The organism is Craterilacuibacter sinensis, from assembly GCF_009831765.1.
Classification (GTDB): Bacteria; Pseudomonadota; Gammaproteobacteria; order Burkholderiales; family Chromobacteriaceae; genus Craterilacuibacter; species Craterilacuibacter sinensis.
Map to the genome: position 1 here is coordinate 207,157 of NZ_WSSB01000003.1, position 23,866 is coordinate 231,022.

Consider the following 23,866-nt stretch of genomic DNA (forward strand, 5'->3'; position numbering starts at 1 on the left):
GTGCTACACATTTGTGTGTGGCCGGACATTTTTTTAACATATCCTGTGCTGCTGCCCCGCAGGCACCGTCTGCCTGCGGGGCAGCATCGTATGAGGCTTTTGCATGAATACAGATAGTCACCGCTCAGACGCGCTGCCGCTGCCGGGCGTGCATATGCAGCACGCGCATTTTTCCGTGCTGCGCTTGCGTCCCGGAGACGACTTGCTGGCTGCACTTGATAGCTGGGTCGCCGAGCATCAGGTGCAGGCAGGCTGGGTTGCCGGCGTGGTCGGCAGCCTGAGCACCGCCGCGCTGCGCTTTGCCGGGCAGCCGGACGCCACGCTGCTGCAGGATGCTTTCGAGATCATAGCCCTGTCCGGCACGCTGGGGCGGGATGGTGCCCATTTGCACCTGTCGGTGGCCGATGCGCAAGGCGTGATGCGCGGCGGGCATGTGATGCCAGGCTGCATCGTGCGCACCACCTGCGAGCTGGTGCTGGGCGAGTTGCCGGGTGTGGCGTTCTGCCGTGTGCCTTGCCCGCTGTCCGGATACGATGAGTTGCAGCCTGTCCTTTTGAATCCTTTACACGAGAACCCGAGATGAACCCATTGTTTTCCACCCGTACCCTGACTCTGATGTCCGCCGGCATCGCCTTCAATATGGTGCTCGGCCAGCTCGCCTCCATGCTCAAACTGCCGATCTTTATCGATGCGATCGGCACTTTCGTGGTTGCCCTGCTGGCCGGCCCGCTGGCGGCGCTGGTGACAGGCTTGGTTACCAACCTGATCTGGGGTGTGCTGACCAGCCCGGTCGCTGCGGCCTTCGCGCCGGTGGCGGCGGTTATCGGCCTGGTCGCCGGGCTGTGCGCCCGCGCCGGCGGCTTTCGCTCTTTGCCGCGCGTGCTGTTGTCCAGCCTGCTGGTCACGCTGGCGGTGGTGGTGGTGGCAACCCCGATCCGCGCCTATCTGTTCGGCGGTGCGACCGGTAGCGGTGCCGATTTTGTCGTGGCCTATATGAATGCGCTGGGCAGCAAGCTGCTTGAATCGGTGGCATTCACCGTGTTTGGCGTCAACCTGGTTGACAAGGTGGTCAGCGCGCTGATCGCCTGGTTGCTGGTACGCGGCCTGCCCGAGCGCGTGCGCGCGCAGTTCCCGGGCGCGGCTCAGGTTCGCTGATGCACCCGTTCACCGGTTTGGCCTTGCTGTTGCCGTTGGGGCTGCTGGCCATGCGTATCGATCTCCCGTCTCTGCTCGCAGTCGCTCTGGCACTGTTGCTGGTGGCACTCGGGATGCGGCCGCTAGGTGGTGCGCGCTTGCGGCAGTGGGCACTGGTGTTGCTGCCGCTGGCGCTGGGCTTGACGCTGGTGCATGGGCGCTATCTGGACAGTTGGCTGGGGCAGGTGGTGGATAACCGCCAGGCGGCCTTGCTGGCGGCGTTACGGCTGTGGTTGCGCGTCGCGATCGTGCTGGCGGCCGCCTTGCTGTGGCTGTCCAGCATTACCACGGCCAGCCTGACGCGTGCGCTGTTTGCCAGCCGCCTGCCGCCCGGCGTGGCTTATCTGCTGGCCAGTCCCTTGCTGTTGTCCGAGCAGCTCAAAGCGAGGCTGGCGGCGGTGTCCGAGGCGCAGGCTGCACGCGGCGTGGATGTGGCAGCGCCGTTTTTCCGCCGCTGGCGCAGTTTGCTGGCACTGGCCGCGCCGCTGGTGGTGTGGACGCTGAGCGACGTAGGTGAGCGCGCGGCGGCGCTGGACGCGCGGGCGTTTCGCAGCCGTTTGCGCCGCACTACGCTGGACGCGCCACAGCCAGCGATCTGGGAGCGCTGGCTGTGGTATGGCTGCGCGCTGCTGGCGCTGGTTCTGGCCGGGAGTCTGCTATGGCGCTGATGCGTTTTTCCGGCGCGAGCCTGACCCGGCGCGGCGTCACGCAGCCGGCGCTGTCAGGGCTGGATTTTTCGCTGGCTCCGGGCGAGGTGCTGGCGGTACTGGGCGGTAGCGGCAGCGGCAAGAGTACGCTGGCTTGCTGGATGGCCGGATGGGTGCCGCATGCCTTGCCGGCGCAGTGCGACGGTACGGCCGTGCTGGGTGCTGAGAGCCTGGCCGGGGCGCAGCCGGTTGCTTGGGCGCAGCGGGTGCAGCTGGTGCAGGCCAACCCGTACGCTGCGCTGACCGGTTGCGCGTTCAGCGTGGCGGCCGAGGTGGCGTTCGGGCCGGAGAATCTGGGCTTGGCCGAAGCCGAGATCCGCCGGCGTGTTGCGGCAGCGCTGGCACTGTGCGAAGCCGACGCGCTGGCCGCGCGCCATCCGGCTTCATTATCGGGCGGAGAGGCGCAGCGCGTCGCGATTGCGGCGGCGCTGGCGATGCAGCCACAGCTGCTGTTGCTGGACGAGGCGTTCAGCCGGCTGACGCCGGCGGCGGCCACGAGCCTGCTGGGCCGTCTGCATGATCTGTGTCGTGACGGGATGGCGCTGGTGCTGTTCGACAAGCAGTTCGACCTGGCGGCGCGTCACGCCGGGCGCATCCTGCTGCTCGATGGCGGGCGGCAGGTGGCTTTGGGTGGTGCGGTCGAATTGTTCGATGTGGCGCTGACGCAGGTGAGGGCCTGCGACGCGCTGCGGGCCGCGCACCGGGCACGCCAGGCTGGCGCCTGGCATGCCGAGGTGTCGCCGCCGGTGACGACGGCGACCGTGGCTGCCCGTTTTGGCGAGGTATTACATGGCTGAACCCGTTTTGCAGTTTCGCGATGTCGCATTTGCCTGGCCGGATGCGGCGCCCTTGCTGTCAGGCCTGAATCTGAGCGTCGCGCCCGGCGAGTGTCTGGCGCTGGTAGGGCGCAACGGTGCCGGCAAGTCGACCCTGTTCAAGCTCGCCTGCGGTCTGCTCAAGCCTGCGGCCGGACAGGTGACGGTAGGCGGGCTGGATACGGCGCAGGCGCGTGCGCCGCAACTGGCGCGACAGGTCGCGCTGATGTTCCAGGAGGCCGAGCGCCAGATTTGCCACGACCAGGTCGAGGCCGAGGTCGCTTTCGCACCGCGTCTGGCCGGGCTGGACGCTAGCGAGCTGGCGCTGAAGGTGGCGCGCGCGCTGGAGCTGACCGGTCTTGCCGGACGTGCGCGCTGCCATCCTTTTGATCTGAACGCCGGCGAGCGGCGCTTGCTGACGCTCGCGGCGCTGATTGCTCAGGATACGCCGCTGATCTTGCTGGACGAGCCGACGCGCGACTTTGACGCCGCGCAGCTGGCGTGTTTCGAGGCGTGGCTGACGCTGGCGCGCAGCGAGGGGCGGGCGCTGCTGTTTATCAGCCACGATCTTGACTTTATTGCCCGCCACGCCAGCCGCGTGCTGCATCTGGATGGCGGAGCCATCGTGGCTGATGGTCCGTCATGCCGGGTATTGCTGCATCCGGCGCTGCAGGCGCCCGATGCGCTGCCGGCGCCGACCTTGCCGGCCTTGTGCCAGGCGCTGGGCCTGCCGCCCACTGCCGATGCGGACGCTTTTGATGCCGCCTGGCTTGCGCGGCTGCGCGGATAGCTTTTTCTATTTTTTTGGAGTCATGAATGCAGAACATCCTGTTTATTCTCAATGCGGCACCTTACGGCAGCGAGCGCACCTTGTCGGCGCTGCGCCTGGCGACCACGCTGGCGGCCGATGCCGCTGAGCCCAGGCTTAGCCTGTTTTTGCTGTCCGATGCCGTCGTGGTCGCACAGTCCGGCCAGCAGGTGGCTGCCGGTCTGGCGCTGGGGCAGATGCTGGAAGAGTTGCTGGCACAAGGCGTGACCGTGCAGGCTTGCCGCACTTGTCTGGACGCGCGCGGTATCGGCGCTGCACAACTGCTGCCCAGGGTCGAGATCGGTACCATGCCGTCTCTGGCTGCGCTGACGCTGGCGGCGGACAAGGTGCTCAGTTTCTGAGTAGGGTTCGGCATGGGGAGTCAAACCGTCTGCATGCTTTGCACTGGCAGAAGCCTCCACCGGGAAGGGAGCTAGCGCGCAGCATATGCCATCAATACCCATGTGCAATGGGGGTATATCTGCATCGGCCTGTGCGCAGTAGCTTGTGAACAGGCGCTAAGACGTGGCGGGTTGCGATTCCGTATAATCCGCCCCCATGAAACCTTCTCTTCCCTTCGCGCCGCTGGCGGCGTTCTATTTCTGCTATTTCGCTTTTTTCGGCCTGTTCAGCCCGTTCTGGGGGCTATATCTCGAATCGCTGTCGTTCAGCGCCTGGCAAATTTCCCTGCTGATGTCGCTTTCCACGCTTGCGCGTATTGCCGCGCCGGGGCTGTGGGGCTGGCTGGCCGACCATCTGCGCCGGCGCCGTCCCATTGTGATTGGCACCTCCATCGTGTCGGCGGCGGCTTTTGCCATGGTCGGGCTTAGCCCGGTTTTCTGGTGGATGTTTGCCTTTCTCGCGCTGTCGCATTTTTTCTGGGCCGCGGCATTGCCGCTGGTGGAGGCCAGCAGCGCCCACTTGACGCGCGCAACACCCGGGCGCTATAGCCGTATCCGGCTGTGGGGTTCGGTCGGTTTTGTCGTGACCTCGGTGGCCGGCGGCTATCTGTTTGACTGGCTGTCGATTGCCATCATGCCCTGGGTGGTGACTGCGACGCTGGTGCTGATTGTGTTTGCCGCGCTGGCGGTGCCGGATGTGGTGCCGGAAAGGGCGACGGATTCGCCTGGGCCGATTATGGCGACCTTGCGCCAGCCGGTGGTGCTGGCGCTGTTTGCCTGCTGCTTTTTGATGGCTTACGCGCACGGGCCGTATTATGTGTTCTATTCGATTGCATTGAAAAACGCGGGCTATGCACGCGACAGCATAGGCTGGCTGTGGGCTATCGGGGTGATGGCCGAAGTTGCCGCATTCTGGTTTATGCCGCGCCTGATGCGTAGCGCCTCGGCCGAGCGCCTGATGCGGGTGTCGCTGCTGGCGGCGGTGGCGCGCTTTGCCTTGCTCGCCCTTGCGCTGGAAACAGCGGCCTTGGCGGTGCTGGCCCAATTGCTGCATGGACTCACGTTTGGCGTGCATCATGCGGCGGCCGTGGCCTTGTTGCACCGCTATTTTGCGCCGGCCCATCAGGCGCGCGCGCAAGGCTTTTACATCATTGCCGGCTTCGGGCTGGGTGGCAGTAGTGGCGGACTGATCAGCGGCTTGCTCTGGCCCATGGGTGGAGCGCTGGCCGTGTTCGGCATGTCGACGCTGGCCGCGCTGGGCGGTGTGATATTGGCCTTGCTGTTTTTGCGTTCCGTTAAACAGTCCGCTGCTGTTTAGACGCTTTGTCCGATAATTGGACGCTCTGTCCGAAGCCTCGCAAGCCTTGTGCTGCGAGGCTTTGCTGTTTTTTATCTCCGGCTTTCGCGTTGCAGCATGCACCGCTTGTAACAAGGTCGGACGATATGACAGAATGGAATCATCCCTATTGCAAACACTGGCAAGAAAAACCATGACGGCACAAACCCTGTACGACAAGTTGTGGGCCTCCCACGTGGTGCGCGAAGAGAGCGACGGCACCTGCCTTTTGTATATCGACCGCCATCTGGTGCATGAAGTCACCAGTCCGCAAGCCTTCGAAGGCCTGAAACTGGCTAACCGCCCCTTGTGGCGCAAGGATTCGGTGGTGTCGACCGCCGACCATAACACCCCGACCGACCACTGGGATCAGGGCATTCAGGATCCGATCTCGCGCCTGCAGGTCGAGACGCTGGACGCCAATATCAAGGCTTTCGGCGCGCTGGCCTATTTCCCGTTCAAGGATATCGGCCAGGGTGTGGTGCATGTGATGGGGCCGGAGCAGGGCGCGACCTTGCCGGGCATGACTGTGGTGTGCGGCGACAGCCATACCTCGACCCATGGTGCTTTCGGCGCGCTGGCGCACGGTATCGGCACTTCCGAAGTCGAGCATGTGATGGCGACCCAGTGCCTGGTGGCCAAGAAGTCGAAGAATATGCGCGTTAGCGTCGAGGGGCAGCTTGGTGCCGGCGTGGGCGCCAAGGATGTGGCGCTGGCGATTATCGGCAAGATAGGCACCGCCGGTGGCACCGGCTACGCCATCGAGTTTGCCGGGTCGGCCATACGCGGCCTTTCCATGGAAGGGCGGATGACACTGTGCAATATGGCGATCGAGGCTGGTGCACGCTCGGGCCTGGTTGCGGTTGACGACAAGACCATTGCCTATGTCAAGGACCGTCCGCTCGCGCCAAGCGCTCTGCAGTGGGATGCGGCGGTGGCGTACTGGAATACGCTGCATTCGGACGAGGGCGCGCATTTTGATGCCGAGGTGGAACTCAAGGCCGAAGAAGTGGCCCCGCAGGTGACCTGGGGCACGTCGCCGGAGATGGTGGTCGATGTCAACGGTCGTGTACCCGACCCGGCACTGGAAACCGATGCGGTGAAAAAAGCCGGAGCCATGCGTGCGCTGGAATATATGGGCCTTACCGCCAATACCGCCATGACTGATATTCCGGTTGATGTGGTGTTTATCGGCTCGTGCACCAATTCGCGCATCGAGGACTTGCGCGAGGCTGCCGCCGTGGCGCGTGGCCGCAAGAAAGCGGCCAACGTCAAGCAGGTGCTGGTGGTGCCAGGCTCGGGCCTGGTCAAGCAACAGGCCGAGGCCGAGGGGCTGGACAAGGTGTTTGTCGCGGCAGGTTTTGAGTGGCGCGAGCCGGGCTGCTCGATGTGTCTGGCGATGAACGCCGATCGCCTGCTGCCGGGCGAGCGTTGCGCGTCGACCTCCAACCGCAACTTCGAAGGTCGTCAGGGGCAGGGCGGACGCACCCATCTGGTCAGCCCGGCGATGGCTGCGGCGGCTGCCGTGACCGGGCATTTTGCCGATGTACGCAAGCTGGAGGCGGTATGAGAACACTGCTGACTGTCCTGACACTGGGCCTGCTTGCTGGCTGCAATACCATGCAGGGCATGGGGCAGGACATCCAGAAGGGCGGGCAGGTGATCAGCAATACCGCCCGCGATGTGGCCAACAAATTCTGACGGATACGAAATGAAAGCATTTAATAGCCTGAACGCGCTGGTGTGCCCGCTGGATAGGGCCAACGTCGACACCGACGCCATCATTCCCAAGCAGTTTCTCAAGTCGATCAAGCGCGCCGGTTTCGGCCCCAACCTGTTCGATGAATGGCGCTACCTCGATCATGGCGAGCCGGGCATGGACAATAGCGTGCGCCCGCTGAACCCCGATTTTGTGCTTAATTCCCCGCGCTATGCCGGTGCCGAAGTGCTGCTGGCACGCGAGAATTTCGGTTGCGGCTCCAGCCGCGAACATGCGCCATGGGCGCTGGAAGACCAGGGCTTCCGCGTGGTGATTGCGCCGTCGTTCGCCGATATCTTTTTCAATAACTGCTACAAGAACGGCCTGTTGCCTATCGTGCTCGCTGCCGATGTGGTGGATAGGCTGTTTGCCGAGTGCGAGGCGAACGAAGGCTACAGCCTGAATATCGACTTGCCGGCGCAGACGGTCACTACGCCGGACGGTACCGCCTTCACGTTCGACATCACCGAGCACCGCAAGCATTGCCTGCTGGGCGGGCTGGACGAAATCGGCCTGACCTTGCAGCACGCCGACGAGATCCGCGCTTATGAAACGAAGCGCCGTGCATCGCAGCCGTGGCTGTTCGCCTGAAAAATAACAAGACAAGAGAGAAATCATGAAGAAAATCGCAGTATTGCCGGGTGACGGCATCGGCCCCGAGATCATCGCGCAGGCGATGCGCGTGCTGGAAGTACTCAAGGCCGATGGTCTGGCCATCGATTGGGAGTTTGCGCCCTTGGGCGGCGCGGCAGTTGACGCATTCGGCTCGCCCTATCCGTCGCTGACGCAGAACCTGGCGCGCGAAGCCGATGCCATTTTGCTTGGCGCAGTTGGCGGCCCGCAGTACGACAACCTTGATCGTCCGCTGCGCCCCGAGCGCGGCCTGCTGGCGATCCGCAAGGATCTGAACCTGTTCGCCAATCTGCGTCCGGCGATTCTTTACCCCGAGCTTGCCAACGCGTCCACGCTCAAGCCCGAAGTAGTGGCGGGGCTGGATATCATGATTATCCGCGAGCTGACCGGCGACATCTATTTCGGCCAGCCGCGCGGTATCGCGGTCAACGAACTGGGCGAGCGCGAAGCGTATAACACCATGCGCTACAGCGAGAGCGAGATCCGCCGTATCGCGCATGTGGCGTTTGCCACTGCGATGAAGCGCGGCAAGAAGCTGTGCTCGGTCGACAAGGCCAATGTGCTGGAGACCACCGAGTTCTGGAAAGAGATCATGATCGACGTGGCGCGCGAGTATCCGGAAGTGGAGCTCACGCATATGTATGTCGACAATGCCGCGATGCAGCTGGTGCGCCGTCCCAAGCAGTTTGATGTGATGGTGACCGGCAATATCTTCGGCGATATCCTGTCGGACGAGGCGTCGATGCTGACCGGTTCGATCGGCATGCTGCCTTCGGCTTCGCTGGATGAAAACAACAAGGGTCTGTACGAGCCATCGCACGGCTCGGCGCCGGACATTGCCGGGCAAAATCTGGCCAACCCGCTGGCGACCATTTTGTCAGTGGCGATGATGCTGCGTTACAGTCTGGGGGCGGAAGCCGAAGCCGTGCGTGTCGAGAGCGCGGTGAAGAAGGTGCTGGCCCAGGGCTTGCGCACCGCCGACATTTATGAGGCCGGTTGCGAGAAGGTGAGCTGCTCGGCCATGGGCGACGCGGTGATCGCGGCGCTGTGATCACCTCGTGGTGGGTTACGGCCTTCGGCCTAACCCACCCTACGCTGGCGGGTGACGCAGCAGCCGTCACCCACGGGCACGATACAAGAATTCATTGAGAGAGAGAACGACGATGAGAGCAGGTTTTGTAGGTTGGCGCGGGATGGTGGGTTCGGTGCTGATGCAGCGCATGCGCGAAGAGAACGACTTTGCCGTGATTACCGAGCCGGTGTTCTTTACCACCAGCAATGTCGGCGGCAAAGGCCCCGACATCGGCCGTGATGTACCGGCACTGAAAGACGCGAAAAACATAGCCGAGCTCAAGGCTATGGACGTGATCGTCACCTGTCAGGGCGGCGACTATACCAGCGAAGTCTATCCGCAACTGCGTGCGGCCGGCTGGAAGGGCTACTGGATTGATGCCGCCTCGACGCTGCGCATGGCCGACGACGCGGTGATCATCCTCGACCCGGTCAACCGCAAGGTAATCGACGATGCGCTCACGCGCGGCGTGAAGGACTACGTTGGCGGCAACTGCACGGTGTCGCTGATGCTGATGGCGCTGGGCGGTCTGTTCCAGAACGATCAGGTCGAGTGGGTCAGCTCGATGACCTATCAGGCGGCCTCCGGTGCCGGCGCGCAGAATATGCGCGAGCTGCTCTCGGGCATGGGTGCGGTCAATGCCGAAGTGCGTGATCTGCTGGCCAATCCGGCTTCGGCGATTCTCGATATCGACCGCAAGGTGTCCGACTTTTTGCGTTCGGAAGAATTTCCGTGCCAGAACTTCGGCGTGCCGCTGGCTGGCAGCCTGATCCCGTGGATCGACAAGGATCTCGGTAACGGCCAGTCCAAGGAAGAATGGAAGGGCGGGGTCGAGACCAACAAGATCCTCGGCCGCAGCGCGAACCCTGTGCCGGTGGATGGCCTGTGCGTGCGTATCGGCGCAATGCGCTGCCACAGCCAGGCGCTGACCATCAAGCTCAAGAACGATATTCCGCTCTCCGAGATCGAGGACATGCTGGCTGCTGCCAATCCATGGGCCAAGGTGGTGCCGAACACACGCGAAGCGTCGATGAAGGATCTGACGCCGGCGGCCGTTACCGGCACGCTGGTGACGCCGGTTGGCCGTCTGCGCAAGATGGCGATGGGTGGCGATTATCTGTCGGCCTTTACCGTGGGTGACCAGTTGCTGTGGGGCGCGGCCGAACCTTTGCGTCGCATGCTGCGTATCCTGATCGAACGATAAAACGGTAGAATGGCGGTCAACGCTATTTATCCACAAAAGGCGCTGCGGCGTCTTTTGTCTTTTTGGAAGACAGAAAATGCAACAATCCATCAATGTGGCCGTAATCGGCGCCAAAAACCTGATCGGCGAAGCCGTTCTTGAATTGCTGGCCCAGCGCCGTTTTCCTGCCCAGCGCGTATATGCCGTGGATGGCGAAGATTATGAGGGCGATGTGGCCGCCTTCGGTAACCGTGAGCTGGAAGTACATCAGCTGGCGGATTTCGCCTTTGAAAACGTGCAGCTGGCCATTTTTGTCGCGGGTAGCGAAGTGGCGCGCCGCTATGTGCCGGATGCGCGTACGGCAGGCTGTGTGGTGCTCGACTTTAGCGCTGCTTTTCGCACTGACGAAGGCGTGCCGCTGGTGGTGTCGGGTATTAACGACAATCTGTTGCTGGATGCCGGCGAAACCGGTCTGGTTGCCGTGCCCAACTGCACGGTGACGCCACTGGCGCAGGCGCTGGCTGTTTTTGCAGCCAAGGGTTTGTCGCGGGTGACGGTATCGACTTACCAGTCGGTCTCCGGTAGCGGTCAGGCTGCGATGGAAGAGCTGGCGACCCAGACAACATCGCTGTTTGCCCAGCGCGAGACCGAAGTCAATGTGTTCGCCAAGCGCATCGCGTTTAATGTGCTGCCGCAAATCGGCGATGTAGATACGGCAGGTGTCAGCGAGGAAGAGCGCTCGGTACAGCATGAGTTGCGTCGCGTGCTGGCGCTGCCAGATCTGGAAGTCGAGGCGACTTGTGTACGGGTGCCGGTGTTCTTCGGTCATGGCTGGTCGGTGGCTCTGGCAACGGAACAGCCCCTGAATCGTGATGAAGTTGCATTGCAACTGGAGCAGGCCGGCTTGCGTGTGGTGACAGAAAGCGACAGTTTTGGTCCGTATCTGACACCGATGGAAGCCACCGGCAATGATCTGATCTGGGTTAGCCGCTTGCGGGTAGAGGGCGCGCGGGTGCAGTTCTGGCTGGCTGCCGACAATGTGCGCTCAGGTGCGGCATTGAATATTGTCAAATTGGCCGAGTCTATGCTCGCCAAGGGGTATTTGGCCTGAGCGATTGATTCGGGTTATATTTAACAAATATGCATGCTGTTTGATTTTATCGGGGCGGACAGGCAAGGTAAGGGGAAGTCGTGCCTGAACGTAAGCACCCAAACTAAATGACCGGAAGGCAGATTGTGACCAGGCGTAATACAAAAAAACTAAGCGTAGTACTGGTGTCTTTAGTCTTTGCTTCATCGGCTTGGGCGGGTCTTGGCGGGATTCAGGTCCGCTCCAGTCTGGGCGAGAGCCTGCGCGCCAATATTGCCTTAAGTGGTGCGGATGCCCAGGATGCCGATAAGCTGCGAGTCAGCCTGGCCAGTCCCGATGCCTTTCGTGATTTGAATATCGACTATGCGCCCGTGTTGGGTTCTTTGCGCTTTGCCGTGGTCAATCAGGGCGGTAAACCCTATATCCGGGTGATATCTTCGCAAGCCATTCATGATCCGTATCTGCGCTTTGTGATCGAAGCGCGTAGTCCTGCCGGTCGCAGTCTGCGTGAATACACTGTTTTACTGGATCCGGCCGATTATCCTTTGCGTCAGCCCGTGCTGGAGCAGGATCTGCCACTGCTTGCCAAGACTTCTCCACGCGCGGCGCATGCCAAGCCCGTGCAGGCGGGTATGGTAGAGGTGGCACCGGGTCAGACGCTGATGTCGCTGGCACGCAACGCGCGTCCAGCCGATGCCAGTTTGAATCAGGCCATGGCTGCGATCTTCAAAGCCAACCCGCACGCGTTTATTGCCGGTAATCCTGAACGGATGATGGCTGGCGCGCGTCTGGCCATTCCGGGGGCGGCCCGTATCCGGGCGATCAATCCGCTGGAAGCGTCGCGCTTGTTAGCGGGCGGGGCGGTCGCATCTGAGGTGCCTGCCAGCATCCCGCCAGCCAAGGTCGCGGCAGTGACACCGGCCCCGGCACCAATACCAACCCCGGCACCTAAGCTTAAGTCCGTTCCGGATGCAGCCACCTCTGCGCCGGCCAAGCCGCTGACCGAGGTGCAAGCGCCGGTATCGAATCCGACTGTTAAGCTAAGTGCGCCAGAGTCTGGCGGTCCTGAGGCGGATGCGCGCTTGTCGGTGCTGGAGCAGGAGCTTGAAGCACGCGATCGCACGCTGGCCCAGACGCAAGAGAAAATAGTCCAGCTTGAGGCGCGCTTGAAAGCCATGCAGGCTGCCCCAGCCACCACTCAGTTGAATAATCCGGACGAAGACACGACGTCGCTGCTGGATGGCGTGTTTGCCCAGCTGCCTTTGATCGGTGGCGGGCTAGCGGCTTTGGCGCTGGCTTTGCTTGGCGTGACATGGGTGCGCAAGCGTCGCGAGTCAGGGCGTGTCGATGCCGCCTTGGCAGGAAGGCCGCTGGGCGCGGCCAGCGCCTTGCAGCATGGCGCTTTGATGCGTACCCAGCAGACCGAAGGCGCGGGCGGCAACTCCTTCCTGACCGATTTTACCCGTTCCGGCATGGGTTCGATTGATGCGGGCGAGGTGGATCCGGTGGCCGAGGCTGAAGTGTATCTGGCTTATGGTCGTGACCAGCAGGCCGAAGACATTCTGCTGGATGCCTTGCAAAAAGATCCGACCCGGCATGAGGTCAGGCTTAAATTGCTCGAGATTTACGCCTCGCGTGCTGACAAGGATACGTTTGAGCACCATGCCCGTGAACTCAAGCTGGCGCAGGATGGCCGGGGTGTCTTGTGGGCCAAGGCCGCAGCATTGGGCTTGGCGCTGGATCCGCAAAACAGCCTGTATGCAGATGAGTCGTCCAGCGTAGAGGCGCTGGGTGGCGCACCTGCCATGGCGGCGGGGCCGATTGACCTGGATGCCGAGCTGTCTGGTGTGGCTGATGTCCAGCCCTTGCAGAAAATGGCAGCGGATGTTGACTTTGCCATGCCTGCACCGGCAGCCACCCCCGTGGTGCCGCTTGCAGCCCCATCAATGGCTGACCATGATGCGGATGATCCGCTGCGCGCAGCGCTGTTTGGAGATGAACCACCCGCCGTCGAACCGGAGCCGGTCGTCACGCACGACAGCAATATGCTGGACTTCGATATGGATGCCATGCTGGGCGGCCTGGGCACACCGGCACCAGCGGTAAAGGCTGTCAGCGAGGCTGAGGCGGAACAGCCGGCTGATCATGCCGATAATGGCAATTTGCTGGACTTTGATTTCCAGATGGGGATGCCAGCGTCCGAGCCGACACCTGCGCCGGCACCGCTTGCTGCGGCTGCTGCGGACGATTTTGACAGCCTGTTCGAGTTCGATCAGGCCGCCCCCGCTGCAGACGCACGAGGGGATACGGCGTTTGATGCGCTGACGGCTGACCTTGAAGCCGAATTTGCGCCGGTGTCGACCGAGGGCATGAGTGTGTCGGATGACCCGCTTTCCACCAAGCTTGACCTTGCCCGTGTCTATCTCGATATGGGGGACAAGGAGGGCGCGCGCGAAGTGTTGCTGGAACTGCTTGGCGAAACCGAAGGTGCGTTGCGTGACGAAGCCGGGAAACTGCTGGCGACACTATGAGCCGTTTGGCGTTTTCTGAGCTGGCACTGGCTCTGCCGCTGGCATTGGGTGTTTTGGCGGCACCGCTGGCTCAGGCCGGAATGGGCGCGCTTAAGCCTTTATCCGCCCAGGGCGAACCCTTGCAGGCAGAAGTCGCGCTGGATCTGCCTGAGGGCGCAGAGGGCGGTGCGGTGCGGCTAGCCGCCCGCCATGACTATCCGCTGTTGCAGCCTTATAGCGTTAATGCGTCGCTCTTGCGCTTTGAGATCAACAGCGATGCTAATGGCCGGCCAGTGGTGCAGCTGGCCGGGCCGGCTCTGGCGGGTACTGATGTACTGCGTTTTGCCATCGAATATGTCTGGCCGGGCGGGCGCTGGGTGCGCGAATACCGGCTTCATGGCTACAACCTGCCGGCACGGCCGCAGCCGGCAGATGCCGATCTGTCCAGCCCCTCCCTGCCTTTTATCGACACCCCATCCGATCCGGCGCTAGGGCGTTTGTTCCGCTTGTCAAAACCTGCGCAGGCGCTGGCGCTGAAAATCGAGTTGCTGGGTGCTTTGGCCAGCGACAAGGCGCGTACGCAGGCGGTTTTCAGCGTGCGCGGGCTTGATGCTGCGGCGCGTACCGTATTGAACGGGGTTCGCCTTGAAGTGGAGCGGGAGGATGCACAGCATTTTCTGTTGCTGACAAGCCCGCACCCTATGGGGCGTCATGCGCTGTCGTTCGAGCTGGATGCCGTATTTGAAGGGGCGAAGGCCGGTCGCCGTTATTCTGTCTTGCCGGCGACTGCCGCTGCCCGGCCTTTGCATTATCGCGTAGTTGCCGGGGACAGCGCTTTTGCGCTGGCGCGACGCTTTTATCCGGCGCGCTCGCCGGACAAGGCGGTACGCGCGCTGCTGGCAGCCAATGCGCAGGCCTTTGTGGCGGGCGATGCAAACCGTTTGCGGGCAGGGGCGTTATTGCGCCTGCCTGACATCAGCGCGCGCGCAGCGGCGCCTTCACCGACTGTCGCAGCTAAGCTTGCTCCACCCGCACCCGCACCCGCACCCGCAGCTGAGCCCGTGGCTGTGACGGCGGACATCGAGGCGCAAGTCGCGGCGGACAAGGTGTTGGCCGAGCACAAGCTTGTACAGCTGCAACAGGCGCAGGCGCGTCTGGCTGCGCTGGAAAAGGAGGTCGTGCGTCTGTCTGCGCTGTCTTTGCCTGAGGGCAGCGGCGCCGTGGAGGATGCGTCGCTGGACGAGGAGCTGGCCCGCTGGCTTGCCGGCGGCACAGGCGGCATTGCCGTGATGAGCCTGCTTGCCTGGCAATTGGCGCGCCGTAATCGTGCAAGGCTGGGCGGGCGCGTGCAGACGGCGGTGCAGGCTGCGCCGCGTCGCCCTGAAGAGCCAGAGCCGGATATTGCCGCTGCGCCGGAGTCGGAGCCTGATGAGCGGCTGCAGCAGCTGCAGCAACTGGCGTTAAATGGTGAACGTGTCGCTTTTGCTGCGCTGGCGCACCAAGTGCTGGCCGATAGCGCGGGTCAGGGCGAGGAGTGGGCCGCCGTTGTGCGCATGGGACAGGGGCTGGATCCTGAAAATGCCTTGTACCGCATGGCCGAGCCTGATGTGGCTGCTCCTGAACAGGTCGCACAGACCGATTCGGCCGAGCTGGCTTTGGCGCGCCTGTTTGCCGAAATGGGGGAGCGTGACGGGGCTGCAGATCTGGCTCGGGATGTACGTGCAGCGGACTGAGTGGTTTTTAGCGCCGGGTGCCTGGTTGTGTGCCTGGCTTGCTCTGGTTTTGCTGCTGGCGGTGATGCCGCCCTTATGGCTGAGCGGTTTGACGGCCGTGCTGGCGGCAGGCCTGCTCTGGCGGCATCCTGCGCTGCTGCTATCCGTTTTCAAGCGTATGCGTTATCTCTTGCTGTCGCTTTTGCTGCTGATGGGCTGGACGCTGCCGGGGGACGCTGTCTTTGACAGTCTGTGGGCACCGACCTGGCAAGGCTTGCAAGCCGGTGCAGTGCATGCGATGCGGCTGCTGGTTGCCGTATGGCTGGTGCGCGCCTTGTGGTTGTCTGCCGGGCGTGAGGCCATGCTCGCCGCGCTGTACCAGCTTTGTGCGCCGCTGGCGCGTCTGGGTTTGCCGGCCAAAACCCTGGCTTTGCGTCTCTGGCTGACGCTTTACCATGCCGAGCGCCTGATCAGCCTGCCATTTCGCACTTTATTGCAGGAAATGCGCCGCTTGTTGCAGCAGGGCGTAGCAGCGGTTGGCCCCGATCAGGTAGAGTTGAGACTTTGCCGCTGGCGTAAGCGCGAATATGTTTTTGTGCTGGCTGCATGGCTGATAACAGGATTGTTAATGAAAGTTTGGGCATGAGAGTGGCGCTGGGCCTCGAATACGATGGCCGTGCCTTTGCCGGCTGGCAGACCCAGCCGCATGGCAATACCGTACAGGACAAATTGAACGCCGCGCTAAGCATAATCGCCGGTGAGCCGATTACCACCATTGCCGCCGGCAGAACCGATGCCGGTGTGCACGCGGCGATGCAGGTGGTGCATTTCGAGACCCGGGCGCAGCGCCCGCTGAACGCGTGGGTGCGCGGCGTGAATGCACACCTGCCGCCTGAAGTGGCGGTTGTGTGGTCACGCGAAGTGGACGAGGTGTTTCACGCGCGGTTTTCGGCGTTTTCGCGCAGCTACAGTTATTTTCTGCTGTCGCATCCGGTGCGTCCCAGCCTGACGGCAGGCAAGGTAGGCTGGTATTACGGTGCGCTGGATGTGGAGGCGATGCGGGAAGCGGCACTGCGCTTGATCGGCCGGCATGATTTTTCCAGCTTCCGCGCCGCCGAGTGTCAGGCCAAGACGCCGGTCAAGGATTTGCAAGTGCTGGATATCAGTGCCAGCGACGGCCTGATTCGTTTCGATTTCAAGGCGGATGCCTTTTTGCACCATATGGTGCGCAATATCGTCGGCGCGCTGGTGTATGTCGGTAAAGGCAGTCTGGACGCCGACGGTATGAGCGCCCTGTTGCAGGCGGCGGATCGCACCAAGGCACCGCCGACCTTCATGCCCGACGGGCTGTACCTGACCGGGGTCGGTTATCCCGAACATTTTTGTCTGCCCAGCGTGCCGGATCCGGCACGGCTGGCTTTGTGGCGCTAAGGGGATTTCAGCTATGGCGGTACGCGTGAAAATTTGCGGCATTACCCGCGTGGAAGACGGTGTGGAAGCAGCCCGTCTGGGCGTGGACGCGATCGGTCTGGTGTTCTACCCGAAAAGCCCGCGCAATGTGTCGATTGCCCGTGCCGCGGCCATTATTGCCGCGCTGCCGCCTTTTGTCAGTGTGGTCGGCCTGTTTGTCGATGCCACGCGCGAGTGGGTCGACACGGTACTGGCCGAGTGTGCGCTGGATGTGCTGCAGTTTCATGGCGACGAAAGCCCGGAGTTTTGTGCCAGTTTCCATCGTCCCTACCTTAAGGCGGTACGGGTGCAGGCCGGCACCGACCTTGCCGCCATGGCCAAACGCTATGCCGGCGCACGTGGACTGCTGACCGATGCCTTTGTCGAGGGCGTGCATGGCGGCACCGGCCAGACCTTTGACTGGAGTTTGCTGGCCGAGGATTTGCCGCTGCCGCTGATTCTGTCCGGCGGGCTGGATGAACACAATATTGCGGCGGCGCTGCGCCAGGTGCATCCGGCTGCGGTGGATGTCTCCAGTGGGGTCGAGAGCGCAAAAGGAATCAAGGACGCTGCCCGTATGGCAGCCTTCATTTCAGGAGCAAGACATGGATCATTATGATCTGCCCGATGCGGCAGGCCACTTCGGCCTGCACGGGGGCGTGTATGTGGCAGAAACACTGATGGCTGCGCTGGACGAATTGCAGACCGAGTACGCGCGTGCCAAGGCCGACCCGGCATTCTGGGAGGAGTACCACTACGAGCTGGCGCATTATGTCGGCCGCCCAAGCCCGGTCTATCATGCGCGGCGCTGGTCGGAGGCGCTCGGTGGTGCGCAGATCTGGCTCAAGCGTGAAGACTTGAATCACACCGGTGCGCACAAGATCAATAATGCCATCGGCCAGGCGCTGCTCGCGCGGCGCATGGGCAAGAAGCGGGTGATCGCCGAAACCGGTGCCGGCCAGCATGGTGTGGCCACCGCGACGGTGGCGGCGCGCTACGGCATGGAGTGCGTGGTGTATATGGGCGCCGAGGACATCAAGCGCCAGGCCTCCAATGTGTTCCGCATGAAGCTGCTGGGCGCGACCGTGGTGCCGGTAGAGTCCGGCTCGAAAACGCTGAAAGATGCGCTGAACGAGGCGATGCGCGACTGGGTGACCAATGTCGATTCGACCTTCTACATTCTGGGTACTGCCGCCGGCCCGCATCCTTACCCTATGCTGGTGCGCGACTTTGTGTCGGTGATCGGCAATGAAGCCAAGGTGCAGATGCCCGAGGCCATCGGGCGCCAGCCGGATGTGGTGGTTGCCTGTGTTGGCGGCGGCTCCAATGCTATCGGCATGTTCTACCCGTATATTCCGCTCGAAGGCGTACGTCTGGTCGGCGTCGAAGCCGGTGGTGACGGGGTTGAAACCGGTCGCCATGCCGCACCTTTGTCGGCCGGCCGTGTCGGTGTATTGCACGGTTTCAAAAGCTACCTGATGCAGGATGCTAACGGCCAGATCATCGAAACCCATTCGGTGTCGGCCGGTCTGGATTACCCGGGGGTCGGCCCTGAACACAGCTACTTGAAAGATATCGGCCGTGCCGAGTATACCGCCATTACCGATGACGAGGCTTTGGCGGCCTTTCATGATTGCTGCCATCTGGAAGGCATCATTCCGGCGCTTGAGTCCAGCCATGCGCTGGCCTGGGCGGCCAAGGCTGCGCCAGACATGGACAAGGATCAGGTGATCCTGGTCAACCTGTCCGGTCGTGGCGACAAGGATATCAATACTGTGGCCGGCCTAGTCGGCATGACGCTGTAAAGGGGAAGTCCATGTCGCGTATTGCTGCATGTTTTGCCAGGCTCTCTGGCGCCAAGGCGCTGATTCCGTTTATTACCGCCGGCGATCCGAGTCCCGGCCTGACCGTCGAATTGATGCACGGTCTGGTGGACGGCGGTGCCGATATCATCGAACTGGGCGTGCCGTTTTCCGACCCGATGGCCGATGGTCCGGTGATCCAGAAGGCCTCCGAGCGCGCGCTGGCGCATGGGGTGGGGCTGAAGGATGTACTGGCGATGGTGGCCGAATTCCGCCAGCACAATGCCGATACCCCGGTCGTGCTGATGGGCTACCTTAATCCGGTCTTCTCCATGGGCTACGCCGAGTTTGCCCGTGCCGCTGCCGAGGCGGGGGTCGATGGCGTATTGACGGTGGATTGTCCGCCGCAAGAAGCGGGAGAATTGTCGGCGGCGCTGAAAGCGTCGGCACTGGATCCTGTATTCCTGATAGCGCCAACGACGACGGATGCGCGCGTGGCGGAAATCGCCGCTCATGCCTCCGGCTATGTCTATTATGTGTCGCTGAATGGGGTCACGGGTGCAGGTCATCTGGACATTGACGCTGTAGCAGGTAAAATTGCCGCCCTCAGACACCATATCCGTCTGCCTATCGGGGTGGGGTTCGGCATCCGCGATGCCGAGACTGCCCGTGCGCTGTCGGCAGCTGCCGATGCCATTATCGTAGGTAGTCGTTTGGTGCAGGAAATCGAGGCGGCAACAGAACAGACTGCCAAAGAGCAGTTGACCCGTCTGGTGGCCTCCCTCAAGGCTGCCATCCGTTAGTACACCCGTTCCCGGGGTCCGCAAGGATGCCTGGCCAGACTGTAAGGAATCTCGATGAGCTGGCTCAATAAGCTCTTGCCACCGAAGATCAAGCGGGAAAGCCGCTCCGACAAGACTTCTTCCGTTCCGGAAGGCTTGTGGAGCAAATGCCCTGCCTGTGAAGCTGTACTGTATTACACCGATCTGGAGAGCAATCTGCAGGTCTGCCCCAAGTGCAACCACCATAATGCACTGGATGCACGTGCGCGCCTGAACATCCTGCTGGATGAAGAGGGGCGGCGCGAAATCGGCGCCGAAGTCAAACCGATAGATATCCTCAAGTTCAAGGACAGCAAGAAATATCCCGACCGTCTGGCCGCCTCGCGTGCGGCTACCGGCGAGGATGATGCGCTGGTGGTGATGCAGGGCAGCATGCTGACCGTACCGGTTGTCGTGGCGGCTTTCGAGTTCCGCTTTATCGGCGGCTCGATGGGCTCGGTGGTCGGCGAGCGTTTCGTGCGTGGCGTGCAGGCTGCAGTCGAGGCGCGTACGCCCTTTGTCTGTGTGGCCGCATCCGGTGGCGCACGCATGCAGGAGGGGCTGAATTCGCTGATGCAGATGGCCAAGACCAGTGCCGCACTGGACTTGCTGACGCAGGCGAAACTGCCGTTTATTTCCATTCTGACCGACCCGACCATGGGTGGGGTATCGGCTTCATTTGCCTTTTTGGGCGATGTGGTGATTGCCGAACCCAATGCCCTGATCGGCTTCGCCGGCCCGCGCGTGATCGAGCAGACCGTGCGCGAAACCCTGCCCGAAGGCTTTCAGCGTGCCGAGTTCCTGCTGGAAAAAGGCGCGGTCGACATGATTGTCGACCGGCGCGAACTTAAGCAGCGTGTGGCGGATCTGGCTACCTTGCTGCTGCGTGAGCCTGCGCTCGTCTGAGTCTTTGTTGATTTGTACTTCCCGCCGCCAGGCTGCAAAGCCTGGCGGTTTTGTTTTTATGTGGTCATGAGTTTTGTCTTTGTCATTTATGTTTCGTGTCTGTGTTTTGACCGTGGTGTTGTTCTTCAGTGTCTTTGTGCTGACAAGGCTGGACTCCAGCCAGGCCAACTGGATCTTGCAAGAGCATGGTCCGGTTGAGGCATTGTCGGCTTTGCTGTACCTGCTGGCGGCCGGTTATTTGCTATGGGCACGCCCCATCTCGTGGGGTACAGGGTGGCCTGCCGCTTTTGCCCTGCTGCATCTGGCCGTGCGCGAGGCGGGTTTGCGTAGTGCCTTGCTCGGCGGCAAGGGCACGGAGCTTGCCTATTATCTGGACCCCGCCGTTGTCTGGCCCCTGAAAATCGTGGCCTTGCTGGTGCTGGGCGCGACGCTGTGTACGGTTTTGCTATTGCTGCGCGCAGTGCCGGCCTTGTTGCGGGCTTTTTTTCATGGCGATGCCGCCGCGTGGTGGCTGGCGCTGGCTTTTGCCTATGGCGCATTTGCCCAGGTATTTGATAACTGGCACAAGCTGTTCGGGTCCGGCTATTTCGCCTGGCAGTCGTGGTTTTTACCGCTGGAAGAGTTCGGCGAACTCGGTATGGCGCTTGCGCTATGCTTTGCCGTTATCACTTGGTGCTCTGCACCGCGTACGTTTAGCAGCGAGACGGAAGCCAGGCTATGAAAGCCCACTGGCTGGTTTTTGCCGTTGCAGCATTTTTGTCGGCCTGCAGCAGTCATAGCCCGCCGACTGTGCCGGCCAGACTGGTTCCCGTGCAGCAGTTTGCCCAGACCATGTTGCCCCATGCGACACCCGCTGCCCGCCAGTTGGGTGTGGCGCCAGAAGTGATTGTTGCGCATGCTGCGCTGGAAAGTGGCTGGGGGCAGCGGCCTATCCGCCATCCTGATGGCAGCGATAGCCATAATCTCTTTAGCCTGAAAGCGACACCGTCGTGGCAGGGCGAGACAGTGTCCATTTTAACGACCGAATTCATACGGGGACGCAAGCTTAAGCGTGTCGAACGTTTCCGTGCCTATCCTTCGTTTGGTGCCGCATTTGCCGACTATGCATCCTTGCTTGGTGGTTTGCCGCGTTATGAGGCCGTGCGGGGAACGGGGACGGATGAGCGGGCCTTTGCCTGTGCCTTGAAGCAAGGCGCTTATGCAACCGACCCGGCTTATGTAGACAAATTGATCAGGGTGACCGGCGTTTTGCGCCAGGTGCTGCCGGAGGCTGAATCGGGCGTCTGATGGGGCGCCAGCTTGGTGTCTGCTGAAACTATGTCATGGAATGTCTATGTGAATCAATGTCTTGCCGTATATCTGAGGTGTTGCATTAAGCGGTAATTGTGAGGTAGTATGCGCTCCCTTTAGTTCACCCGGCTGTTTGGGTTTGACAGGAGTCAGTTTGCGCAAGCACATTCTTCTTTTCCCGTTCGTCGTCTTATTCCTCGCTGCCTGTGGCAGCGCAGTCAGTCAGCCTCAGGCTGAAAAGTCCGCCAGTGGCCAGTTACAGCCACGTTTTACCGCCAGTGCGCCCGTTGCCAGTGTTGCCGTAGCACAGCCCAAGCCAGCTGCCGTGCCTTCGGACCCCATTGGTGCGTTTACCTATACCATGCTGCCGCACGCTGAAGATGCGGCACAAGCGCTCGGGGTGGACCCGGCGATTATCATCGCACATGCTGGTCTGGAAAGTGGTTGGGGCAAAAAACCTATCCGTTTTGCCGATGGCCGCGACAGCTACAATCTGTTCAGCCTGAAAGCGTATGACTCGTGGACCGGCGATACGGTCAAGATCCGTACCACCGAGTATCTGGGTGGGCGCAAAGTCAAGAAAACCGAAACCTTCCGCGCTTACCCGTCATTTCAGGCTGCATTCGAGGACTACGCGTCCTTGCTCGCCAAGAACCAGCGTTACGCCAAGGCGCTGGGGCAGGGCGACAACGCCAAGGGTTTTGCTCAGGCTTTACACAAAGGCGGCTATGCCACCGATCCGCGCTATGTCAGCAAGTTTGCCAGTGTGACCAAAAAAGTGCGCCGGGTCAGTGACCGCATGAGCGCATAAACTGGAACACACTGTCTGACATGATGCAAAACGCCAGCCTCTGGGCTGGCGTTGCTGCGTGGTGCGCCGGATCAGGCCAGTTGTTCAGCCGTGATGGCGTTTTCGCAGCGCCGTATCTTGATAAAGAACAATACGGTCAGGGCGATGGTGGTCGCGATGCCGATCAGCGTAGCCATAGGCAGCGCCAGTCCGAAGCCTATCGGCGCATTGGCCAGATATGTCACGCATACGCAGGTCATGAAGATGGCCGGCACGGTGGCAATCCAGTGGAATTTGCCGTGGCGCAGCAGATAGGCCGCCGCCGTCCACAGCATAATGCTGGCCGTGGTCTGGTTGGCCCAGCCGAAGTAGCGCCAGATCACATTGAAATCGACCTTGGTCAGCGCATAGCCGATGACAAACATGGGAATGGCAATTAGTAAGCGCTTGGTGATGGCTTTTTGCGGCATTTTGAAAAAGTCGGCGATGATCAGGCGCGCCGAACGGAATGCCGTGTCGCCCGAGGTGATCGGCAACACGATCACGCCCAGTACCGCCAGTACGCCGCCGGTCATGCCCAGCAGCGAAGTGGAGACTTCATGTACTACCTTGGCCGGGCCGCCGGCCGCCATGGTGGCATTCAGTGCTTCAGGCGTGTCGTAGAAGGACAGGCCCAGCGTGCACCAGATCAGCGCAATAATGCCTTCGCCTATCATGGCGCCGTAGAACACGAAGCGGCCGTTCTTTTCGTTTTGCATGCAGCGTGCCATCAAGGGTGACTGGGTGGCGTGAAAACCCGACAGGGCGCCGCAGGCGATGGTGATGAACAGCAGGGGCCACAAAGGCAGTTCACCCGGGTGCATATTGGCCGTGAGATCCAGCCCTGCCGAGTAGAAGGTCTTGTCGCTGAGTCCCAAACCGATAATGAGACTGAGCGACATAAACAGCAGCAGTGCGCCAAAGAGCGGATAGACGCGGCCGATGATCTTGTCTACCGGCACAATGGTGGCGAGGATGTAGTAGGCAAAAATAACACCGGTCCAGATGGCGATATTGCTGCCGGTCAGATTGGACAGCAGGCCGGCCGGGCTCAGTACAAAGACGACACCAACCAGCAGGAGCAGGATGATGGCAAAGACGTTCATGAAATGCTTCATGAACGTGCCCAAATGGGTGCCGACTACGCTGGGCACCGATGCGCCATTGGCGCGTACGCTGAGCATGCCCGAAAAGTAGTCATGCACCGCACCGGCAAAGATGCAGCCAAAGACAATCCACAACATCGCGACCGGGCCATACAGTGCGCCCAGAATGGGGCCGAAGATGGGGCCGATGCCGGCAATGTTCAGCAGCTGGATCAGCCAGACCTTGGCGGTGGACATTTCGACATAGTCGACGCCGTCGGCCAAGCTGGCGGCCGGGGTCGGGCGCTCGGGCTTGATACCGAATATTTTTTCAACAAGGGTGCCATAGGCAAAATAACCTGCCAGCAGCAGGGCGCAGCACAGGGCAAACCAGACCATGGTGTAAGTCCTCTATTTCTCTTGAGCAGATATGGCCTTGCCGCTTTGGGTTCTGTTGACCTCTT

The 23,866-nt window shown here is 61.6% G+C and carries 25 protein-coding genes; 24 read left to right on the plus strand and 1 reads right to left on the minus strand.

What is annotated here, in order from left to right; translation table 11 throughout:
* Positions 1-103 precede the first annotated feature (103 nt).
* From GQF02_RS04865 to flgJ, 24 genes are all read left to right on the plus strand, one after another.
* Positions 104-583 carry a PPC domain-containing DNA-binding protein gene (locus GQF02_RS04865; protein ID WP_235930055.1) on the plus strand — a complete coding sequence of 160 codons (480 nt, stop codon included), beginning with the start codon at positions 104-106 and terminating at the stop codon, positions 581-583.
* Positions 580-1,155: an ECF transporter S component gene (locus GQF02_RS04870; RefSeq protein WP_124735303.1), complete on the plus strand. Its 576-nt coding sequence runs from the start codon at positions 580-582 to the stop codon at positions 1,153-1,155. The genes GQF02_RS04865 and GQF02_RS04870 overlap by 4 nt, the downstream gene beginning before the upstream one ends.
* On the plus strand, positions 1,155-1,862 hold the full coding sequence (locus tag GQF02_RS04875; protein WP_160795262.1) for an energy-coupling factor transporter transmembrane component T: 708 nt from the start codon (positions 1,155-1,157) through the stop codon (positions 1,860-1,862). Before GQF02_RS04870 ends, GQF02_RS04875 begins: the two co-directional genes overlap by 1 nt.
* On the plus strand, positions 1,853-2,698 hold the full coding sequence (locus tag GQF02_RS04880; RefSeq protein WP_160795264.1) for an energy-coupling factor ABC transporter ATP-binding protein: 846 nt from the start codon (positions 1,853-1,855) through the stop codon (positions 2,696-2,698). Before GQF02_RS04875 ends, GQF02_RS04880 begins: the two co-directional genes overlap by 10 nt.
* Positions 2,691-3,506 (plus strand): energy-coupling factor ABC transporter ATP-binding protein, encoded by an 816-nt coding sequence (locus GQF02_RS04885; protein ID WP_160795266.1) that lies wholly within the window; start codon positions 2,691-2,693, stop codon positions 3,504-3,506. Before GQF02_RS04880 ends, GQF02_RS04885 begins: the two co-directional genes overlap by 8 nt.
* Before the next feature lie 26 nt (positions 3,507-3,532).
* Positions 3,533-3,886 carry a DsrE/DsrF/TusD sulfur relay family protein gene (locus GQF02_RS04890; protein WP_160795268.1) on the plus strand — a complete coding sequence of 118 codons (354 nt, stop codon included), beginning with the start codon at positions 3,533-3,535 and terminating at the stop codon, positions 3,884-3,886.
* Positions 3,887-4,082: 196 nt separating this feature from the next.
* Entirely contained in the window at positions 4,083-5,243 is a 1,161-nt protein-coding gene (locus GQF02_RS04895; RefSeq protein WP_160795270.1) for an MFS transporter, read from the plus strand.
* A gap of 172 nt (positions 5,244-5,415) precedes the next feature.
* Complete coding sequence (gene leuC, locus GQF02_RS04900; RefSeq protein ID WP_160795272.1) at positions 5,416-6,831, plus strand: 3-isopropylmalate dehydratase large subunit; 1,416 nt, start codon at positions 5,416-5,418, stop codon at positions 6,829-6,831.
* Positions 6,828-6,962: an entericidin A/B family lipoprotein gene (locus tag GQF02_RS04905; protein WP_124735296.1), complete on the plus strand. Its 135-nt coding sequence runs from the start codon at positions 6,828-6,830 to the stop codon at positions 6,960-6,962. The genes leuC and GQF02_RS04905 overlap by 4 nt, the downstream gene beginning before the upstream one ends.
* 10 nt (positions 6,963-6,972) lie before the next feature.
* Positions 6,973-7,611: a 3-isopropylmalate dehydratase small subunit gene (leuD, locus tag GQF02_RS04910; RefSeq protein WP_160795274.1), complete on the plus strand. Its 639-nt coding sequence runs from the start codon at positions 6,973-6,975 to the stop codon at positions 7,609-7,611.
* 22 nt (positions 7,612-7,633) lie between these two features.
* Entirely contained in the window at positions 7,634-8,704 is a 1,071-nt protein-coding gene (gene leuB / locus GQF02_RS04915) for a 3-isopropylmalate dehydrogenase (RefSeq protein WP_160795379.1), read from the plus strand.
* Between the two features lie 112 nt (positions 8,705-8,816).
* Positions 8,817-9,929 (plus strand): aspartate-semialdehyde dehydrogenase, encoded by a 1,113-nt coding sequence (gene asd, locus GQF02_RS04920; RefSeq protein WP_124735293.1) that lies wholly within the window; start codon positions 8,817-8,819, stop codon positions 9,927-9,929.
* 76 nt (positions 9,930-10,005) lie between these two features.
* Positions 10,006-11,019 carry an aspartate-semialdehyde dehydrogenase gene (locus GQF02_RS04925; RefSeq protein ID WP_160795276.1) on the plus strand — a complete coding sequence of 338 codons (1,014 nt, stop codon included), beginning with the start codon at positions 10,006-10,008 and terminating at the stop codon, positions 11,017-11,019.
* A gap of 164 nt (positions 11,020-11,183) precedes the next feature.
* Entirely contained in the window at positions 11,184-13,529 is a 2,346-nt protein-coding gene (locus tag GQF02_RS04930; protein ID WP_160795278.1) for a FimV/HubP family polar landmark protein, read from the plus strand.
* Positions 13,526-15,241 (plus strand): FimV/HubP-related protein, encoded by a 1,716-nt coding sequence (locus GQF02_RS04935; protein ID WP_160795280.1) that lies wholly within the window; start codon positions 13,526-13,528, stop codon positions 15,239-15,241. The genes GQF02_RS04930 and GQF02_RS04935 overlap by 4 nt, the downstream gene beginning before the upstream one ends.
* Positions 15,228-15,866, plus strand: coding sequence for a hypothetical protein (locus tag GQF02_RS04940; RefSeq protein WP_160795282.1), 639 nt, complete (start codon positions 15,228-15,230; stop codon positions 15,864-15,866). Before GQF02_RS04935 ends, GQF02_RS04940 begins: the two co-directional genes overlap by 14 nt.
* Positions 15,863-16,651: a tRNA pseudouridine(38-40) synthase TruA gene (truA, locus tag GQF02_RS04945; RefSeq protein WP_160795284.1), complete on the plus strand. Its 789-nt coding sequence runs from the start codon at positions 15,863-15,865 to the stop codon at positions 16,649-16,651. Before GQF02_RS04940 ends, truA begins: the two co-directional genes overlap by 4 nt.
* Before the next feature lie 13 nt (positions 16,652-16,664).
* Positions 16,665-17,288 (plus strand): phosphoribosylanthranilate isomerase, encoded by a 624-nt coding sequence (locus GQF02_RS04950; RefSeq protein ID WP_160795286.1) that lies wholly within the window; start codon positions 16,665-16,667, stop codon positions 17,286-17,288.
* The gene (gene trpB, locus GQF02_RS04955) at positions 17,275-18,474 is read left to right on the plus strand and encodes a tryptophan synthase subunit beta (protein WP_160795288.1); all 1,200 of its coding nucleotides are present in this window, start codon (positions 17,275-17,277) and stop codon (positions 18,472-18,474) included. Before GQF02_RS04950 ends, trpB begins: the two co-directional genes overlap by 14 nt.
* A gap of 11 nt (positions 18,475-18,485) precedes the next feature.
* On the plus strand, positions 18,486-19,274 hold the full coding sequence (trpA, locus tag GQF02_RS04960; RefSeq protein WP_160795290.1) for a tryptophan synthase subunit alpha: 789 nt from the start codon (positions 18,486-18,488) through the stop codon (positions 19,272-19,274).
* 54 nt (positions 19,275-19,328) lie between these two features.
* A complete protein-coding gene (gene accD / locus GQF02_RS04965) occupies positions 19,329-20,198 on the plus strand; it encodes an acetyl-CoA carboxylase, carboxyltransferase subunit beta (RefSeq protein WP_160795292.1) in 870 nt (289 codons plus the stop codon).
* 79 nt (positions 20,199-20,277) lie between these two features.
* Positions 20,278-20,919 carry a hypothetical protein gene (locus GQF02_RS04970; RefSeq protein WP_160795294.1) on the plus strand — a complete coding sequence of 214 codons (642 nt, stop codon included), beginning with the start codon at positions 20,278-20,280 and terminating at the stop codon, positions 20,917-20,919.
* Positions 20,916-21,485 (plus strand): glucosaminidase domain-containing protein, encoded by a 570-nt coding sequence (locus GQF02_RS04975; RefSeq protein ID WP_160795296.1) that lies wholly within the window; start codon positions 20,916-20,918, stop codon positions 21,483-21,485. Before GQF02_RS04970 ends, GQF02_RS04975 begins: the two co-directional genes overlap by 4 nt.
* A gap of 157 nt (positions 21,486-21,642) precedes the next feature.
* Positions 21,643-22,299, plus strand: a complete 657-nt coding sequence (gene flgJ / locus GQF02_RS04980) for a flagellar assembly peptidoglycan hydrolase FlgJ (protein WP_160795298.1) — start codon at positions 21,643-21,645, stop codon at positions 22,297-22,299.
* Positions 22,300-22,370: 71 nt separating this feature from the next.
* Here the strand turns inward: flgJ and GQF02_RS04985 are convergent, their stop codons facing one another.
* On the minus strand, positions 22,371-23,801 hold the full coding sequence (locus GQF02_RS04985; protein WP_160795300.1) for a carbon starvation CstA family protein: 1,431 nt from the start codon (positions 23,799-23,801) through the stop codon (positions 22,371-22,373).
* Between the last annotated feature and the right edge of the window lie 65 nt (positions 23,802-23,866).

Excerpts from the sequence above, each read along its gene's own strand:
- GQF02_RS04935 (WP_160795280.1), top strand. The coding sequence starts at position 13,526 with ATGAGCCGTTTGGCGTTTTCTGAGCTGGCACTGGCTCTGCCGCTGGCA.
- GQF02_RS04885 (WP_160795266.1), top strand. The coding sequence starts at position 2,691 with ATGGCTGAACCCGTTTTGCAGTTTCGCGATGTCGCATTTGCCTGGCCG.
- GQF02_RS04950 (WP_160795286.1), top strand. The coding sequence starts at position 16,665 with ATGGCGGTACGCGTGAAAATTTGCGGCATTACCCGCGTGGAAGACGGT.
- GQF02_RS04875 (WP_160795262.1), top strand. The coding sequence starts at position 1,155 with ATGCACCCGTTCACCGGTTTGGCCTTGCTGTTGCCGTTGGGGCTGCTG.
- GQF02_RS04905 (WP_124735296.1), top strand. The coding sequence starts at position 6,828 with ATGAGAACACTGCTGACTGTCCTGACACTGGGCCTGCTTGCTGGCTGC.
- accD (WP_160795292.1), top strand. The coding sequence starts at position 19,329 with ATGAGCTGGCTCAATAAGCTCTTGCCACCGAAGATCAAGCGGGAAAGC.
- GQF02_RS04895 (WP_160795270.1), top strand. The coding sequence starts at position 4,083 with ATGAAACCTTCTCTTCCCTTCGCGCCGCTGGCGGCGTTCTATTTCTGC.
- GQF02_RS04925 (WP_160795276.1), top strand. The coding sequence starts at position 10,006 with ATGCAACAATCCATCAATGTGGCCGTAATCGGCGCCAAAAACCTGATC.
- leuD (WP_160795274.1), top strand. The coding sequence starts at position 6,973 with ATGAAAGCATTTAATAGCCTGAACGCGCTGGTGTGCCCGCTGGATAGG.
- trpA (WP_160795290.1), top strand. The coding sequence starts at position 18,486 with ATGTCGCGTATTGCTGCATGTTTTGCCAGGCTCTCTGGCGCCAAGGCG.
- GQF02_RS04865 (WP_235930055.1), top strand. The coding sequence starts at position 104 with ATGAATACAGATAGTCACCGCTCAGACGCGCTGCCGCTGCCGGGCGTG.
- GQF02_RS04880 (WP_160795264.1), top strand. The coding sequence starts at position 1,853 with ATGGCGCTGATGCGTTTTTCCGGCGCGAGCCTGACCCGGCGCGGCGTC.
- trpB (WP_160795288.1), top strand. The coding sequence starts at position 17,275 with ATGGATCATTATGATCTGCCCGATGCGGCAGGCCACTTCGGCCTGCAC.
- GQF02_RS04985 (WP_160795300.1), bottom strand. The coding sequence starts at position 23,801 with ATGGTCTGGTTTGCCCTGTGCTGCGCCCTGCTGCTGGCAGGTTATTTT.
- GQF02_RS04870 (WP_124735303.1), top strand. The coding sequence starts at position 580 with ATGAACCCATTGTTTTCCACCCGTACCCTGACTCTGATGTCCGCCGGC.
- truA (WP_160795284.1), top strand. The coding sequence starts at position 15,863 with ATGAGAGTGGCGCTGGGCCTCGAATACGATGGCCGTGCCTTTGCCGGC.
- leuC (WP_160795272.1), top strand. The coding sequence starts at position 5,416 with ATGACGGCACAAACCCTGTACGACAAGTTGTGGGCCTCCCACGTGGTG.
- asd (WP_124735293.1), top strand. The coding sequence starts at position 8,817 with ATGAGAGCAGGTTTTGTAGGTTGGCGCGGGATGGTGGGTTCGGTGCTG.
- GQF02_RS04975 (WP_160795296.1), top strand. The coding sequence starts at position 20,916 with ATGAAAGCCCACTGGCTGGTTTTTGCCGTTGCAGCATTTTTGTCGGCC.
- GQF02_RS04890 (WP_160795268.1), top strand. The coding sequence starts at position 3,533 with ATGCAGAACATCCTGTTTATTCTCAATGCGGCACCTTACGGCAGCGAG.